Source organism: Curtobacterium sp. MCLR17_045 (genome assembly GCF_003234405.1).
In the GTDB taxonomy this organism is placed as follows: Bacteria; Actinomycetota; Actinomycetes; order Actinomycetales; family Microbacteriaceae; genus Curtobacterium; species Curtobacterium flaccumfaciens.
On record NZ_QKTB01000004.1, the window covers coordinates 99026 to 115508 of the forward strand.

Annotated in this window: 11 protein-coding genes; 10 read left to right on the plus strand and 1 reads right to left on the minus strand. The window is 69.6% G+C overall.

The genetic code is table 11. The features are described from left to right. The first annotated feature begins 34 nt into the window (after positions 1-34). Complete coding sequence (locus tag DEJ05_RS04835; RefSeq protein ID WP_181440657.1) at positions 35-1279, plus strand: acyltransferase; 1245 nt, start codon at positions 35-37, stop codon at positions 1277-1279. Positions 1280-1495: 216 nt separating this feature from the next. On the opposite strand, the gene DEJ05_RS04840 is transcribed toward DEJ05_RS04835, so the two are convergent. Then, positions 1496-2824, minus strand: a complete 1329-nt coding sequence (locus DEJ05_RS04840) for an MFS transporter (RefSeq protein ID WP_111088769.1) — start codon at positions 2822-2824, stop codon at positions 1496-1498. 170 nt (positions 2825-2994) lie between these two features. Between DEJ05_RS04840 and uvrB the strand changes: the two genes are divergently transcribed. The 9 genes from uvrB (at position 2995) to tpiA (ending at position 16479) form a co-directional block, all read left to right on the plus strand. Further along, positions 2995-5067 (plus strand): excinuclease ABC subunit UvrB, encoded by a 2073-nt coding sequence (gene uvrB / locus DEJ05_RS04845; protein WP_071403981.1) that lies wholly within the window; start codon positions 2995-2997, stop codon positions 5065-5067. Beyond that, complete coding sequence (locus tag DEJ05_RS04850; protein ID WP_111109886.1) at positions 5057-5974, plus strand: SDR family NAD(P)-dependent oxidoreductase; 918 nt, start codon at positions 5057-5059, stop codon at positions 5972-5974. The genes uvrB and DEJ05_RS04850 overlap by 11 nt, the downstream gene beginning before the upstream one ends. Before the next feature lie 48 nt (positions 5975-6022). Next, a complete protein-coding gene (gene uvrA / locus DEJ05_RS04855; protein WP_071403748.1) occupies positions 6023-9079 on the plus strand; it encodes an excinuclease ABC subunit UvrA in 3057 nt (1018 codons plus the stop codon). Next, complete coding sequence (gene uvrC, locus DEJ05_RS04860; RefSeq protein ID WP_111109887.1) at positions 9080-11149, plus strand: excinuclease ABC subunit UvrC; 2070 nt, start codon at positions 9080-9082, stop codon at positions 11147-11149. A gap of 103 nt (positions 11150-11252) precedes the next feature. Then, positions 11253-12152, plus strand: a complete 900-nt coding sequence (gene rapZ / locus DEJ05_RS04865) for an RNase adapter RapZ (RefSeq protein ID WP_027465691.1) — start codon at positions 11253-11255, stop codon at positions 12150-12152. Between the two features lie 75 nt (positions 12153-12227). Next, positions 12228-13208, plus strand: coding sequence for a DNA-binding protein WhiA (gene whiA, locus DEJ05_RS04870; protein WP_027465690.1), 981 nt, complete (start codon positions 12228-12230; stop codon positions 13206-13208). A gap of 269 nt (positions 13209-13477) precedes the next feature. Next, a complete protein-coding gene (gene gap, locus DEJ05_RS04875; RefSeq protein ID WP_111103024.1) occupies positions 13478-14482 on the plus strand; it encodes a type I glyceraldehyde-3-phosphate dehydrogenase in 1005 nt (334 codons plus the stop codon). Positions 14483-14485: 3 nt separating this feature from the next. Continuing rightward, positions 14486-15703 carry a phosphoglycerate kinase gene (locus tag DEJ05_RS04880; RefSeq protein WP_111109888.1) on the plus strand — a complete coding sequence of 406 codons (1218 nt, stop codon included), beginning with the start codon at positions 14486-14488 and terminating at the stop codon, positions 15701-15703. Continuing rightward, positions 15700-16479, plus strand: coding sequence for a triose-phosphate isomerase (gene tpiA / locus DEJ05_RS04885; RefSeq protein WP_111031855.1), 780 nt, complete (start codon positions 15700-15702; stop codon positions 16477-16479). Before DEJ05_RS04880 ends, tpiA begins: the two co-directional genes overlap by 4 nt. Positions 16480-16483 lie beyond the last annotated feature (4 nt).

The following is a 16483-nucleotide window of genomic DNA, read 5'->3' on the forward strand; positions in this document are numbered from 1 at the left end:
CGTGTCCCCGGCATCGACCGGCGACGAGCCGGGGGTGCAGACGCCGACGCGGACGGCCGAGGGCAAGCCCCGGCACCTGTACGAGGTCGACGTGCTCCGCATCCTCACGTTCGCGTGCGTGATCGGGGTGCACACCACGAGCCACACCGCCGCCACCGACGACGTCGGGCTGAACGCGCTGCTCGCCCTGCTGCACTTCACCCGGCTGGTCTTCTTCTCGCTGACCGCGTTCGTGCTCGTGTACAGCTACACCTTGCGCCCGAGGCCGATGGCGCAGTTCTGGCCGAAGCGGTTCCTGCTCGTGGGCGTGCCCTACCTGGCGTGGTCGTTCGTCTACGTCGCGGCGGCGTGGCTGCTGAGTCCCACCCGCCGTGGCGACGTCCCCGACCTGGTGCGCACCGCGGCCGAGGGCATCGTCACCGGCACCTCGTGGTACCACCTGTACTTCCTGCTCGTGACGATGCAGGTGTACCTGCTCCTGCCGGTGATCGTCTGGCTGGTGCGCCGGACCCGTGGGCACCACGTGACCGTGCTGGTCGTGGCGTTCCTGGTCCAGCTGGTGGTGTTCGCCGGGTACAAGTACTTCCCGGCGAGCGACGCGTGGATGCAGGGGTACCAGAAGCAGTTCTTCTTCTCGTACGTCTTCTTCATCGTCTCGGGGGCGATCGCCGCCGACCACGCGGATGCGTTCCTGCGGTTCATCCGGGTCCACCGCCGTTCGGTCCTGTGGGCGTTCGCCGGCGTCGGTGGGCTCACCCTCGGTGTGTGGGCGCTGCAGGTCGGCCTCGGGCAGTCCCTCTACGCCGCGGGGACGCCGCTGCAGCCGGTCCAGGTGGTCTGGAGCACCGCGGTGTTCGTCGGGTTCCTGGCGATCGGCGCGGCCTGGGCGGATCGACGGCGCGCCGGGAGCCGGACCGCCCGGTTCGTCGACTACGCGTCCGATCGCTCGTTCGGCATCTTCCTGAGCCACCCGTTCGTCATCTGGATCCTGCTCTACGGCGACAGCTGGCTCGAGGCCGTCGTGCCACGACCGTGGCTCACGCTCGTCACCTACGTGCTCGTGCTGGTGCTGTCCGTCGCGGTGACCGAGCTGTTCCGGTGGACGCCCCTCAGCGTGCCGTTGACCGGGCGGCCGTCGTTGTCCTCTCGGGCGTCGCGAGCGGCGCGGGCGCGTCGTGCCGCAGGCGCGGCGGTGCCGCAGCGGTCGCCGGAACCGGTGGAGCCGGACGACGCCCTCGTCGGCGAGACCGACGACGTCGGGCGGCGCGCCGCGCGCTGAGCGCTCGCCCGCACGGCGCAGCTCTCGTGCGAGGTTCCGTCCGTGGTGCGACGGTGACGCCGTCCCACGGGGTCCGGAACCTCGCACCAGCCGTGCGGGGCGGTGGACACGTGGCGCGACGGCCGGGAGGCACGTGGCGGGCCCGACCCGCGCCTCCCGGCCGTCGCGTGCGGACCACCAGGGCCGGTGCACGGTCCGCGCACCGGCTGCCGGCCGTCAGGCCGAGCGCTGCTCGGCCTTCGGGGTGCCGATCTCGAGCACGCCGTCGGTGGACGTCAGCCGCTGGGGCTTCATGAACCACGCGACGACGGCCGCGGCTCCGAGCAGGACGCAGGAGAGCGCGAAGGGCACCTGCCACCCCGAGGCGTCGATGAGCAGACCGAACACGATGGGCGAGACGACACCGGCGATGCCGAACCCGGTGTTCATGAAGCCCGAGGCCGTGCCGGACCACTGCGGCGCCACGTCCATCGGGATCGCCCAGAGGTTGGCGTTGCAGAGCTCGAGGAAGAAGAACGACAGGGCCAGCGAGATCGTCGCGACGAGCAGGCCCTGCCCGATCACGAGCGGGATGAGGCAGAGGAGCGAGCCGCCGAGCCCGATCACCAGGATGGTCCGGCGGGCGTTCCGGGTGTTCCCGCCGCGGTGGATGATGCGGTCGCTGAGCATCCCGCCGACCGTGTCCCCGACGACACCGGCCAGCAGGATGAGGGTGGTGAACAGGGCGAAGTCGCCGATCTCCAGCCCGTAGGTGGAGCTGAGGAACGTCGGGAGCCACGTGAGGAACACCCAGAGGGTCCAGCCGTACCCGAAGTCGACGAAGGTGACCGGCAGGATCTGCTTCGCCAGCTGCCGCCACGGCACCGGGGGACGGGTCGCGCGGGTCTCGACCGGCGGGAGCTCGGCGAGCTCGACCTGCGTGATGCCCTTCGCGGACTCGGGCTTGTCCCGGAACCAGACGAACCAGACGACGGCCCACGCCAGGGACAGCACCGCGGTGGCGAAGAACGCCCAGCGCCAGCTGCCCGTCGCCCCGATCACCCACGCGACGATGAGCGGGGCCAGCGCGTTGCCGAGCCGTGCCGCGGAGTGCACCACGCCCTGGGCGAAGCCGTTCCGGTCGCGGGGGATCCACCGGCTCATCGCCTGCGTGGCGGTCGGGAACGCGGCGGCCTCGCTCAGCCCGAGCAGGGCCCGCGCGGCGAAGAGGGTCCAGAAGCCGACCGCGAACCCGGTCCAGAGCGTCGCGACGCCCCAGATCACCGTGATGACGAAGAGCGCCCGGCGCGGGCCGAACTTCTCGCTGATCGTGCCGCCGAACACCTGCAGCAGGGCGTACGGCAACGAGAACGCGGAGACGATGAGACCGGCGGTCGCCTCGTTGAACCCGAACTCCTCGGTGATGTGCGGCAGCGCCGTCGAGATGTTCGTCCGGTCGATGTACGAGATCGCGTACATGCAGCAGAGCAGGACGAGCACACGCCCGCGGATGCGTCCGCGGAACGGGGTGCCCTTGATCGGTGCGGCCGGGGTCGCCGTGGTCATGAGGCCTCTTCGGGGGAGTGGGAAGGAGTCGGGTGACTGGACGGATCGGACGGTATGCCCGTTGACCATCAGTCGACTTGGAGCCTGCTTGCAGCGGACAGTACGCCGAGGGCGAGCAGCGGCCCTCGGTGTCAGGGGTGCCGACTACCGTTGTCCCCATGGGTGTTGCGATCGAACCGACCCGAGCGGTGCGTCCGTTCGAGGTCATCAGCGAGTACTCGCCGAGTGGCGACCAGCCCGCGGCCATCGCGGAACTCGCCGGGCGGATCAACGCCGGTGAGACCGACGTCGTGCTGCTGGGTGCGACCGGTACCGGCAAGTCGGCGACGACCGCGTGGCTCATCGAGCAGGTGCAGCGGCCGACACTCGTGCTCGCGCACAACAAGACGCTCGCGGCCCAGCTCGCCAACGAGTTCCGCAGCCTGATGCCGAACAACGCGGTCGAGTACTTCGTCTCGTACTACGACTACTACCAGCCCGAGGCGTACGTCCCGCAGACGGACACCTTCATCGAGAAGGACTCCTCGGTCAACGCCGAGGTCGAACGACTCCGGCACTCCACGACGAACTCGCTGCTCAGCCGTCGCGACACCGTGGTGGTGTCCACCGTCTCCTGCATCTACGGTCTCGGCACCCCCGAGCAGTACATGAACGCATCGGTCGCGCTCCACGTGGGCCAGACGATCTCGCGCGACCAGCTCGTCCGCAAGTTCGTCGCCATGCAGTACCAGCGCAACGACGTCGACTTCGCCCGGGGCACGTTCCGGGTGCGCGGTGACACGATCGAGATCATCCCGATGTACGAAGAGCACGCGATCCGCATCGAGATGTTCGGTGACGAGATCGAAGCGCTCTCCTCGCTGCACCCGCTCACCGGCAACGTCATCGACGACCTGCCCGCCGTGTCGATCTTCCCGGCCTCGCACTACGTCGCGGACACCGACGTGATGCACCGCGCGATCGCCTCCATAAAGGAAGAACTCGCGGAACGGCTCGCCGAGCTCGAGGGCCAGGGCAAGCTGCTCGAGGCCCAGCGCCTCCGGATGCGCACCACGTTCGACATCGAGATGATGGAGCAGATCGGGTTCTGCTCGGGCATCGAGAACTACTCGCGGCACATGGACGGCCGTGGTCCGGGCGAGGCCCCGCACTGCCTCATCGACTACTTCCCCGACGACTTCCTGATCGTCATCGACGAGTCGCACGTCACCGTGCCGCAGATCGGCGCGATGTACGAGGGTGACGCCTCGCGCAAGCGCACCCTCGTCGAGCACGGGTTCCGCCTGCCGAGCGCGATGGACAACCGCCCGCTGAAGTGGGAGGAGTTCCTCGAGCGCGTCGGGCAGAAGGTCTACCTGTCGGCCACCCCGGGGCGCTACGAGCTCGGGGTCACCGACAGCGTGGTCGAGCAGATCATCCGCCCGACCGGCCTGATCGACCCCGAGATCGTGGTCAAGCCGAGCGACGGCCAGATCGACGACCTGCTCGAGGAGATTAAGCAGCGGGTCGAGAAGGACGAACGCGTCCTCGTCACCACGCTGACCAAGCGCATGGCGGAAGAACTGACCGACTTCCTCGGGAACGCCGGTGTCCGCGTCCGCTACCTGCACTCCGACGTCGACACCCTGAAGCGCGTCGAGCTGCTGACCGAGCTGCGGCAGGGCGTCTACGACGTGCTCGTCGGCATCAACCTGCTGCGCGAGGGCCTCGACCTGCCCGAGGTGTCGCTCGTCGCGATCCTCGACGCCGACAAGGAAGGCTTCCTCCGCTCGTCGACGTCGCTCATCCAGACGATCGGTCGTGCTGCCCGCAACGTGTCGGGCCAGGTGCTCATGTACGCCGACAAGATGACCGACTCGATGAAGACCGCGATCGAGGAGACCGATCGCCGTCGTGAGAAGCAGGTCGCCTACAACCTGGAGCGCGGCATCGACCCCCAGCCGCTGCGCAAGAAGATCGCGGACATCACCGAGGTCCTGCAGCGCGAGAACGACGACACGAAGGCGCTCCTGCAGGGTCGCCCCGGCACCGACGGCCGTCGGTCGCCCACGCCGAACCTCAAGCGCGGCGGCATCGCGGGCGAGGGTGCGACGCAGCTCGGTGCCACCATCGCCGACCTGAACGACCAGATGCTGCAGGCGGCGGCGGAGCTGAAGTTCGAGCTCGCGGCGCGACTGCGCGACGAGGTGCAGGACCTGAAGAAGGCCCTGCGCCAGATGGAGTCGGCCGGACATGTCAGTTGACGGCGCCCGCACGGTCGTCGTCACCGGTGCGAGCGCCGGGCTCGGGTACCACGCCGCCGAGCAGCTCGCCGCGGCGGGGCACCGTGTGGTGCTGGCGACGCGCGACCGCGGCCGGGCGGACGCCGCCGAGCGCAGCATCCGTCGGCACGTCGACGGGGCCTCGCTCGCCCACGTCCACCTCGACCTCGCCGACCTCGACTCGGTCAGTGCCGCTGCCGACGAACTCGCCGCGCTGGAACCCGACGGCGTCGACGCGGTCGTGAACAACGCCGGGGTCGTCGGGGCGTCGACGCGGGGGTGCACGGCACAGGGCACCGAACTGCAGATCGGTACGAACCACCTCGGGCACTTCGCGTGGACCGCTCTGGTCCTGCCCCTGCTCGAACGACGAGCCGGCCGGGTCGTGCACCTCGGGTCGATCGCCCATCGATTCGCCCAGCTCGACGCGACCGATCCGCTCGGCGTCGGTCGGTACTCGAGCCACCGCCAGTACGCCAGGAGCAAGCTCGCCGTGATGCTGTTCGGCTTCGAGCTCGCCCAACGACTGGCCGACTCGGGCTCATCCGTGTCGAGCGTCGTCGCGCACCCCGGCCTGTCGCTCGACCGCCTGTCGCCGGGCCGTCCCGACGTCAGCCCGACCAGAGCCGAACCCGAGTGGATCCGCCCGGCGCAGCGCATCGTCGCCCAGGGCAAGGACGTCGGCGCCCAGCCGCTCGTGCACGCGGCCGTCGGTGCGGACGTGCGCTCGGGGGAGTACTGGGGCCCGGCGGGCTGGATGCAGCTCCGGGGCCCGGCCACGGTGGTCGCGGCCGAACCTCGGGCGCAGGACCGCACCGTCGCAGCGCAGCTCTGGGCGGCGAGCGAGCGTGCATCCGGCGTCGCGTTCGCTCTCGACGCACTCGTCTGACCCTCCATCCCGGCCGAATGTCGGTGCCGCTTCGTAGAATCGACGACGATGACCATCACCTCTGACCCCGGTACCTCGACGTCGGGCCGGAACGCCTTCGGCGAGCCCGCTGACCTCCACCTCCCCGGCGGGACCGCTCCGCACAGCACCTCCACGCTCAGCGTGCGCGGCGCGCGCGTGCACAACCTCCGTGACGTCGACCTCGAGATCCCGCGCGACTCGCTCGTCGTGTTCACCGGCCTGTCCGGCTCGGGCAAGTCCTCGCTGGCGTTCGACACGATCTTCGCCGAGGGGCAGCGCCGGTACGTCGAGTCGCTGTCCGCCTACGCGCGCCAGTTCCTCGGCCAGGTCGACCGCCCCGACGTCGACTTCATCGAGGGGCTCTCGCCGGCGGTGTCGATCGACCAGAAGTCGACCAACCGCAACCCGCGGTCGACGGTCGGCACGATCACCGAGGTCTACGACTACATGCGTCTGCTCTGGGCGCGCATCGGGGTCCCGCACTGCCCGACGTGTGGCGAGGTGATCAGCAAGCAGACCGTGCAGCAGATCGCCGACCAGCTCATGCAGTTCGAGACCGGCACCCGCTTCCAGGTCCTCGCACCCGTGATCTCGAAGAAGAAGGGCGAGTTCGTCGACCTCTTCCAGGAGCTCGCGGCGTCCGGCTACGCCCGCGCGATCGTGGACGGGGAGCGCATCCAGCTCAGCGACCCGCCCAAGCTCAAGAAGCAGGTCAAGCACGACATCTCGGTCATCGTCGACCGCCTGGTGGCGAGCGACGACATCCTCGGTCGTCTCACCGACTCGCTCGAGACCGCCCTGCGCCTGACCGACGGCACCGTCGGCATCGACCTGGTGGACCACGAGGGGCCCGGAGCGGTCCGGAACTACTCCGAGAACCTCTCGTGCCCGAACAACCACCCGCTCGCGCTCACCGAGATCGAGCCGCGCACGTTCTCGTTCAACGCGCCGTTCGGTGCCTGCCCCGAGTGCTCCGGCCTCGGCACCCGCATGTCGGTCGACCCCGACCTGGTGCTCGGCGACCCCGAGGCCTCGTTGCGGGACGGCGTCCTGCTGCCCTGGACCGGGACGAGCGGGCTGTACTCCTACTTCGAGAAGCTGCTCGGCGGCCTCGGCAAGGAGCTCGGCTTCTCGCTCGACACCCCGTGGAGCCAGCTCGACCCCGCGGTGCAGGCGTCGATCCTGACCGGCAAGGACTTCCAGGTGTCGGTCTCCTGGCGCAACCGCTTCGGCCGCGAGATGCGGTACACGAGCGGGTTCGAAGGCGTCATGCCCTACATCGAGCGCAAGTTCGCCGAGGCCGAGTCGGACTCGCAGCGGCAGCGCTTCCAGGGGTACCTGCGCGAGGTCCCGTGCCCGGTGTGCGAGGGAACCCGCCTCAAGCCCGAGGTGCTCGCGGTGACGGTCAACGACCGCAGCATCGCGGACGTCACCGACATGTCGCTCGACAACGCGTACTCGTTCATGGACGAGCTGACGCTGACCGACCGCGAAGCGCACATCGCCGCAGCGGTCCTCCGCGAGATCCGCGCACGCCTCGAGTTCCTGCTCGAGGTCGGCCTGAACTACCTCACGCTGGCACGTGGTGCCGGCGGTCTCTCCGGCGGTGAGGCGCAGCGCATCCGCCTGGCGACGCAGATCGGCTCCGGGCTGACGGGCGTGCTGTACGTGCTCGACGAGCCGAGCATCGGCCTGCACCAGCGCGACAACCGTCGACTCATCGACACCCTGGTCAAGCTCAAGGACCTCGGCAACACGCTCATCGTCGTCGAACACGACGAGGACACGATCCGCACGGCCGACTGGGTCGTCGACATCGGCCCCGGTGCCGGTGTGAACGGCGGCAACGTCGTGCACTCCGGTTCGTACGAGGGCATCATCGAGAACCGCGAGTCGATCACCGGTGACTACCTCGCCGGCCGACGCGCGATCGAGGTGCCGGCCGAGCGTCGCAAGGTCAACCTGAAGCGGGCCATCACCGTGCAGGGCGCCCGGGCGAACAACCTCAAGTCGATCGACGCGGACTTCCCGCTCGGTGTGTTCACCGCGGTGACGGGCGTCAGCGGCTCCGGCAAGTCGACGCTGGTGAACGACATCCTGTACAAGGTGCTCGCCAACCAGCTCAACGGTGCCCGACACATCGCGGGCAAGCACACCCGGGTGAAGGGCCTCGACCAGCTCGACAAGGTCGTGCACGTCGACCAGGCGCCGATCGGTCGCACCCCGCGCTCGAACCCGGCGACCTACACGGGCGTGTTCGACCGCATCCGCCAGCTGTTCGCCGAGACGCAAGAGGCGAAGACCCGCGGCTACCAGCCGGGCCGCTTCAGCTTCAACGTCAAGGGCGGCCGCTGCGAGAACTGCGCGGGCGACGGCACGATCAAGATCGAGATGAACTTCCTGCCCGACGTCTACGTCGCGTGCGAGGTCTGCGGTGGTGCGCGCTACAACCGCGAGACGCTCCAGGTGCACTACAAGGGCAAGAACATCTCCGAGGTCCTCGACATGCCGATCAGCGAGGCGGCCGAGTTCTTCGAGCCGATCTCGGCCATCCACCGCTACATGGCGACCCTGGTCGACGTGGGCCTCGGCTACGTGCGTCTCGGCCAGAGCGCGACCACGCTCTCCGGCGGCGAGGCGCAGCGCGTCAAGCTCGCCACCGAGCTGCAGCGTCGCTCGAACGGCCGCACGGTCTACGTGCTCGACGAGCCGACGACCGGTCTGCACTTCGAGGACGTCCGCAAACTGCTCCTCGTGCTGCAGAGCCTGGTCGACAAGGGCAACACCGTCATCACGATCGAGCACAACCTCGACGTCATCAAGTCCGCCGACTGGCTGATCGACATGGGTCCTGAGGGCGGTTCCGGTGGCGGCACGGTCCTGGCGACGGGCACCCCGGAGCACGTGGCGACCGTGCCGGAGAGCCACACCGGTGTCTTCCTGCGCGAGATCTTCGACGCCCAGGACGCCCGGGTCGGCAAGCAGCAGGCGGTCGGCGCACGCCAGGCCACCCAGAAGCAGCAGGGCGGCAAGCAGCAGGGCGCGACCAAGCAGGCGAGCAAGCAGAAGGCGGGTGCTCGGTAGGTGGCGGACACCGTCCCGTGGCGTCCGAAGGCGGGGGAGATCCCGACCGACCCGGGCGTCTACCGATGGCGTGACGAAGCCGGTCGGGTGCTCTACGTCGGCAAGGCGAAGAACCTCCGCGCCCGGCTGAGCAACTACTTCGCGCCGCTGCCGACGCTGCACGAGCGCACGCGGCGCATGGTCCTCACGGCACGCAGCGTCGAGTGGACGACGGTCGGCTCCGAGATCGAGGCGCTCCAGCTGGAGTACACCTGGATCAAGGAGTTCGACCCGCCGTTCAACGTCAAGTTCCGCGACGACAAGTCGTACCCGTACATGGCGGTCACCCTGGGTGACGAAGCGCCGCGGGTGATGGTGACGCGCAACCGCAAGATCAAGGGCGCGAAGTACTTCGGTCCGTACCCGAAGATCTGGGCGGTGCACGACACCATCGACCTGATGATCAAGGTGTTCCCGATCCGCACCTGTTCGGACTCGTCGTACAAGAAGGCGATGCAGACGGGCCGTCCGTGCTTCCCGGGGCAGATCGGCAAGTGCGGTGGCCCGTGCTCGCAGAAGGTCACGATCGAGGAGCACCGCGCGCTCGTCGAGGAGTTCGTGCGCTTCATGAACTCCTACGACCGCCGGGTCATCACCGAGCTCCGGCAGCGCATGGGGGCCTCGGCCGACGCGATGCAGTACGAGCAGGCCGCGAAGTACCGCGACCAGGTCGAGGCGCTCGAAGCCGTGCTCGAGAAGTCCGCCGTGGTGCTCCGCGACTCGGTCGACCTTGACCTGTTCGGCATCGCGGAGGACGAGCTCGCCGCCGCCGTGCAGCTGTTCTCCGTCCGTGGTGGCCGCATCCGCGGTGTCCGCGGCTGGGTCGTCGACAAGGAGCTCGACATCGCCACGGGTGATCTCGTCGAGCAGATCGTGCAGGGCGTCTACGTCACCGACGAGCCCCCGCGCGAGGTCGTCGTCCCCGAACTGCCGGAGGACGCCGACGCGCTCCAGGAGTGGCTCAGCAAGCGCCGGAACGGGCGCGGCACGAAGCTCAGTACTGCACAGCGCGGCGATCGCGCCGGTCTCGCACGGACGGCCGCGCAGAACGCCGGGCAGGCGCTCATGCTCTACAAGACCAAGCGTTCAGCCGACTACACCACCCGGGCCGCGGCACTGGCCGACATCCAGGACGCCCTCGGCATGACCGAGGCGCCGCTCCGTATGGAGTGCTACGACATCTCGCACCTGCAGGGCACGAACGTCGTCGCGTCGATGGTGGTGTTCGAGGACGGCCTGCCGCGCAAGGACCAGTACCGCCGGTACTCGATCGCCGAGACCACCGACGACACCGACAGCATGTACCAGGTGCTCTCGCGGCGCCTGGCGCGGCTGGACGAGGACGCCGAGCTGCCGGACGTCCCCGACGTCACGACCGACGAGGTCGTCGAGGGGTCGAAGCCGACGAAGCGGTTCGCCTACCGCCCGCAGCTGCTCATCGTCGACGGCGGCCAGCCCCAGGTGCAGGCCGCGAAGCGCGCGATGGACGAAGCCGGCGTGCACGACATCGCCCTGGTCGGCATCGCCAAGCGGCTCGAGGAGCTCTGGCTCCCCGACGACGACTTCCCGGTCATCCTGCCCCGCAACTCCGAGGCGCTCTTCCTCATCCAGCGCATCCGCGACGAGGCGCACCGGTTCGCGATCACCCACCAGCGCAGCAAGCGGAAGCGCGACGTCCGGTCGCGGCTGTCCGAGATCCCCGGTCTCGGCCCGAGCCGCGTCAACGCCCTGCTGAAGCACTTCGGCTCGGTCGCGCGGCTGCGTGAAGCCACGGCCGAAGAGATCGGCGAGGTGAACGGGATCGGCCCGGCGACCGCTGCCGCGGTCGTGTCGAAGCTGGCGCAGACGCCGACGAGCGCGCCGGCGACGAGCGCGTCCAGCGCCCCCGAACCGGACGCCGACGCGATCGCGGACACCGTGACCGAGAACGCAGCCACCCAGCAGACCGCCACCCAGCAGACCGCCACCCACCCCGGAGGCTCGGTGCGGGTCCCCGAGGTGACCGACGACGGTCCGCAGCGACCGTCGTGACGAACCCCGCGCCTCCCGGCCGCCACCGGGCGGTAGCCTGGTCCGGCAGCCGAGACCTCCCCGGGCGACGCGCCCGGGCCGCCACGACGGAGCCCACTCCCAGATGACCGACAGCGCCACCGCGACCACCCACGCGTCGCAGCACGACATCCTCATCGTCACCGGCATGTCCGGGGCCGGGCGGTCCACCGTCGGCAAGGCCCTCGAAGACCTGGGCTGGTACGTCGTCGACAACCTGCCCACGCAGATGCTGGCCCCGCTGACCGAACTGGCCGACCGCGCGGGGGAGAAGATCCCGAAGATCGCCACGGTGGTCGACGTCCGCGGCGGGCGGTTCTTCACCGACCCCGAGCACGCGGTCGAGCAGGTCCGCTCGAGCACCTCCGCGCGGGTCCGGGTGTTGTTCCTCGAAGCCACCGACGCCGTGCTGGTCCGGCGCTTCGAGCAGGTCCGTCGGCCCCACCCGCTCCAGGGCGAGGACACCCTGCTCGACGGCATCGCCCGCGAACGGGCGCGTCTCGCCGGCCTCCGCGAGGCGTCCGACGTGGTGATCGACACCTCCGACCTCAACATCCACCAGCTCGCGAACACCGTGATCGAGCACTTCGCCGACGAGCACTTCGTGGGTGTACAGGTCACGCTGATGAGCTTCGGGTTCAAGTACGGTCTGCCCGCCGACGCCGACATGGTGGCCGACGTGCGGTTCCTCCCGAACCCCTACTGGGTGCCGGAACTGCGGCCCCACACCGGGCTGGACCAGCCGGTCTCGGACTACGTGCTGGCGCAGGCCGGAGCCCGTCCGTTCGTCGATCGCTACGCCTCCGTCCTCGAGCCGGTGTTCGAGGGGTACCAGCGCGAGAACAAAAGACACGCTACGATCGCCATCGGCTGTACCGGCGGGAAGCACCGCTCGGTCGCCATCGTCGCCGAGTTGGCGAACCTCCTCCGCGGGATGCCTGGCGTCGCCGTGCGTGTGAAGAACCGAGATCTCGGCCGGGAGTGACCGTCCCTCCGGCCGCTCCCACGCCCGTGCCGCCGGATCTGCGGGAACCACTGAACGAACGTTAGGAATGATGCTGTGCCGTTGACTGCCGAGGTCAAGGACGAACTGGCCAGGGTCGCCGTGAACCGCAACACGGTCCGCGCCGCCGAACTGGCCACGATCCTCCGGTTCGCTGGTGGTCTGCACGTCATCTCGGGCCGCATCGCGGTCGAGGTCGAGCTCGACACCCGGATCATCGTGCACCGGGTCCGCAAGGACCTCGCCGAGCTCTACGGCGTGCGCAGCGAGGCGTCGGTGGGCTCGTCCGCGTCCGCCCGCCGCGGGACCCGCTACCTGGTCCGCGTGCTCGAGGCGGGGGAGACCCTCGCCCGCCAGACCGGCCTGATGGACGCCCGTCGTCGTCCGGTCCGCGGCCTGCCGAACCGCCTCACCACGGGCAACCGCGAGGACCTCGCCGCCATCTGGCGCGGCGCCTTCCTCGCCTCCGGCACCCTGACCGACCCGGGTCGGGCCGCAGCGCTCGAGGTCACGTGCCCCGGCAACGAGGCCGCGATGGCCCTCGTCGGGGCCGCGTCGCGTCTCGGGGTCGCCGCGAAGGGCCGCGAGGTCCGCGGGGTGCACCGCGTCGTCATCCGCGACGGTGAGGCCATCGGCCAGATGCTGACCGTCATGGGTGCAGCGCGCACCACCGCCGACTGGGAGGAGATGCGCCAGCGTCGCGAGGTTCGCGCGACCGCGAACCGCCTGGTCAACTTCGACGACGCGAACCTCCGCCGTTCCGCGCAGGCCGCCGTGGCCGCCTGCGCCCGGGTCGAGCGTGCGCTCGAGATCCTCGGCGACGAGGTCCCCGACCACCTGCAGTACGCAGGCACGCTGCGCCTGCAGCACCGCGACGCGTCGCTCGACGAGCTCGGCCAGCACGCGGACCCGCCCATGACCAAGGACGCCATCGCCGGCCGCATCCGGCGCCTGCTGGCGATGGCCGACAAGCGGGCCTCCGACCTCGGCATCCCGGGCACCGAAGCGAGCGTTCCCGAGGAGCTCGAAGGGGCCTGAGAGCGGTCTGTCGACCCCACGGACGGGAGGCGCGGTGCCAGCTGGCACCGCGCCTCCCGTCCGTTCTCCGGCCCGTTCTCGGACCCGTTCCCGGCCCGGTCGGCGACCGTCCGGACGGACCGTCATCCCGCTCGGGCACGCAGTGTCCGACTGCTAGGGTCGTTACGGCGACGTTACGGGGCGTATCGTCCACCACACGCGGGCCCGCCAGGGTGCGCGACTCCCGAAAGCAGCGCCCCCTGGGCGCTCCACACTCACCAGGAGATCCATTGACCGTCAAGATCGGTATCAACGGCTTCGGCCGCATCGGCCGTAACTTCTTCCGGGCCGCCCTCGCGAAGGGCTCCGACCTCGAGATCGTGGCGGTGAACGACCTCACCGACAACGCGTCGCTCGCCAACCTGCTGAAGTTCGACTCCATCACGGGCCGTCTCGGCGTCTCCGTCGAGCTCGACGGTGACAACATCGTCGTCGACGGCAAGGCCATCAAGGTCCTCGCCGAGCGCGACCCCGCCAACCTCCCCTGGGGCGAGCTGGGTGTCGACATCGTCATCGAGTCGACCGGGTTCTTCACCAAGGCCGCCGATGCGCAGAAGCACATCGACGCCGGCGCCAAGAAGGTCATCATCTCCGCCCCGGCCACGGGTGACGACGTCACCATCGTGCTCGGCGTGAACGAGGACCAGTACGACGCGGCGAACCACCACATCATCTCGAACGCGTCCTGCACCACGAACAGCCTCGCGCCGCTCGCCAAGGTGTTCCACGACAAGTTCGGCATCGAGCGTGGCCTCATGACGACGGTGCACGCCTACACCGCCGACCAGAACCTGCAGGACGGCCCGCACAAGGACCCCCGTCGTGCCCGCGCCGCCGCGCTGAACATCGTCCCGACCTCGACCGGTGCCGCCAAGGCCATCGGCCAGGTCATGCCGGAGCTCGCCGGCAAGCTCGACGGCTTCGCGCTGCGCGTCCCGGTCCCCACCGGCTCGATCACCGACCTCACCCTCGAGACCAAGTCCGAGGTCACCGTCGACGAGATCAACGCCGCCTACAAGGAGGCCGCAGAAGGCCCCCTCAAGGGCATCCTGCTCTACAGCGAGGACCCGCTGGTGTCGACCGACATCACCACGGACCCGCACTCCTCGATCTACGACTCCGGCCTGACCAAGGTCATCGGCGGCCTCGTGAAGATCACCTCGTGGTACGACAACGAGTGGGGCTACTCGAACCGCCTCGTCGACCTCACCGAGTACGTCGGCGAGCGTCTGTAACACATGGCCCTCCGCACCCTCGAGGACCTCGGCGACCTCGCCGGCAAACGCGTCGTCGTCCGCTGTGACCTGAACGTCCCGCTCAAGGACGGCACGATCACGGACGACGGCCGCGTCCGTGCCTCGCTGACCACGCTGAACACCCTCGTCAACGCCGGCGCACGCGTCATCGTGATCTCGCACCTGGGCCGCCCCGACGGGGAGCCCAAGCCCGAGTTCTCGCTCGCACCGGTGGCCCAGCGGCTCTCCGAGCTGCTCGGCAAAGAGGTCACGTTCGTCGGCGAGACCGTCGGCGACGAAGCGACCGCCGCGGCCGAGGCCCTCGAGGACGGCGACGTCCTGCTGCTCGAGAACCTCCGCTTCAACCCGGAGGAGACCTCGAAGCACGCCGCCGAGCGCGGTGCCTTCGCGGACCGCATCGCCGCCCTCGGTGATGCCTTCGTCTCCGACGGCTTCGGTGTCGTGCACCGCAAGCAGGCCTCGGTCTACGAGCTCGCGTCCGCACTGCCCAGTGCAGCCGGTTCGCTGATCGAGACCGAGCTGCGCGTGCTCGAGCGTCTGACCACCTCGCCGGAGCGGCCGTACACGGTCGTGCTCGGCGGGTCGAAGGTCAGCGACAAGCTCGGTGTCATCGACCACATCCTGCCGAAGGTCGACACCCTCTGCATCGGTGGCGGCATGCTCTTCACGTTCCTCGCGGCCCAGGGCCACGGGGTCGCGAAGTCGCTGCTCGAGGCGGACCAGCTCGACGTCGTCCGCGAGTACCTCTCGCGGGCCAAGGAGCTCGGCGTGACCATCGACCTGCCGACCGACGTCGTGGTGGCCTCCGGCTTCGCGGCCGACGCCGACCACGAGACCGTGGCGGCCGACGCCATCGAGTCCTCGTCGTTCGGTACGGACGGCATCGGCCTCGACATCGGCCCGGAGACCGCTGCGCGGTTCGCCTCGGCCGTCTCGGGTTCGAAGACCGTGTTCTGGAACGGCCCGATGGGCGTGTTCGAGTTCCCGGCCTTCGCCGCCGGCACGAAGACCGTCGCGCAGGCGCTCACCGAGGTCGACGGCCTCGGCGTCGTCGGTGGTGGCGACTCCGCTGCCGCCGTGCGGTCGCTCGGATTCTCGGACGACCAGTTCGGCCACATCTCGACCGGTGGCGGTGCGAGCCTCGAGTTCCTCGAGGGCAAGTCGCTGCCCGGTCTCGAAGCACTGGGGTGGACCGCATGAGCCGCACGCCGTTGATCGCGGGCAACTGGAAGATGAACCTGGACCACCTCCAGGCCATCGCCACCGTGCAGAAGCTCGCGTGGACGCTCAAGGACGCCCGGCACGACTTCGACGACGTCGAGGTCGCGGTGTTCCCGCCGTTCACCGACCTGCGGAGCGTGCAGACGCTCATCTCGGCCGACAAGCTGCCGATCCACTTCGGTGCGCAGGACCTGTCGCAGTTCGACTCCGGTGCCTACACCGGTGACGTCTCCGGCGCGTTCCTCGCCGCACTCGACGCCCAGTACGTCATCGTCGGCCACTCCGAGCGGCGCACGCTGCACGGTGAGACCGACGAGGTCGTCGCGGCGAAGACCGCAGCGGCCGTCAAGCACGGCCTCGTCCCCGTGGTGTGCGTCGGCGAGACCGGCGAGCAGCGCGAGGAGCGCGGCGCCGGTGTCGTGCCGGTCGAGCAGCTCCGCGTCGTGCTCGACGCGGTCAAGCCAGCCGACATCGTCGTGGCGTACGAGCCCGTCTGGGCCATCGGCTCCGGCCAGGCTGCCACGGCAGAGCAGGCGCAGGACGAGTGCGCGGCCATCCGTCGTGGCATCGCCGCAGCCTGGGGCGACCAGGCTGCTGCCGACACCCGAGTGCTCTACGGCGGCTCGGTCAAGTCGGGCAACATCGCGGGGTTCCTCCGCGAGCCCGACATCGACGGCGCGCTCGTCGGTGGCGCTTCGCTCGACGTGCAGGAGTTCGCGGCCATCGCCCGGTTCCGTCAGCACGTCGGGCTGTAGTCCA

What these genes read in the sequence shown, in the direction of transcription:
- DEJ05_RS04840 (WP_111088769.1), bottom strand. Translation starts at nt 2,824, where the DNA reads ATGACCACGGCGACCCCGGCCGCACCGATCAAGGGCACCCCGTTCCGC.
- DEJ05_RS04850 (WP_111109886.1), top strand. Translation starts at nt 5,057, where the DNA reads ATGTCAGTTGACGGCGCCCGCACGGTCGTCGTCACCGGTGCGAGCGCC.
- uvrA (WP_071403748.1), top strand. Translation starts at nt 6,023, where the DNA reads ATGACCATCACCTCTGACCCCGGTACCTCGACGTCGGGCCGGAACGCC.
- rapZ (WP_027465691.1), top strand. Translation starts at nt 11,253, where the DNA reads ATGACCGACAGCGCCACCGCGACCACCCACGCGTCGCAGCACGACATC.
- DEJ05_RS04880 (WP_111109888.1), top strand. Translation starts at nt 14,486, where the DNA reads ATGGCCCTCCGCACCCTCGAGGACCTCGGCGACCTCGCCGGCAAACGC.
- tpiA (WP_111031855.1), top strand. Translation starts at nt 15,700, where the DNA reads ATGAGCCGCACGCCGTTGATCGCGGGCAACTGGAAGATGAACCTGGAC.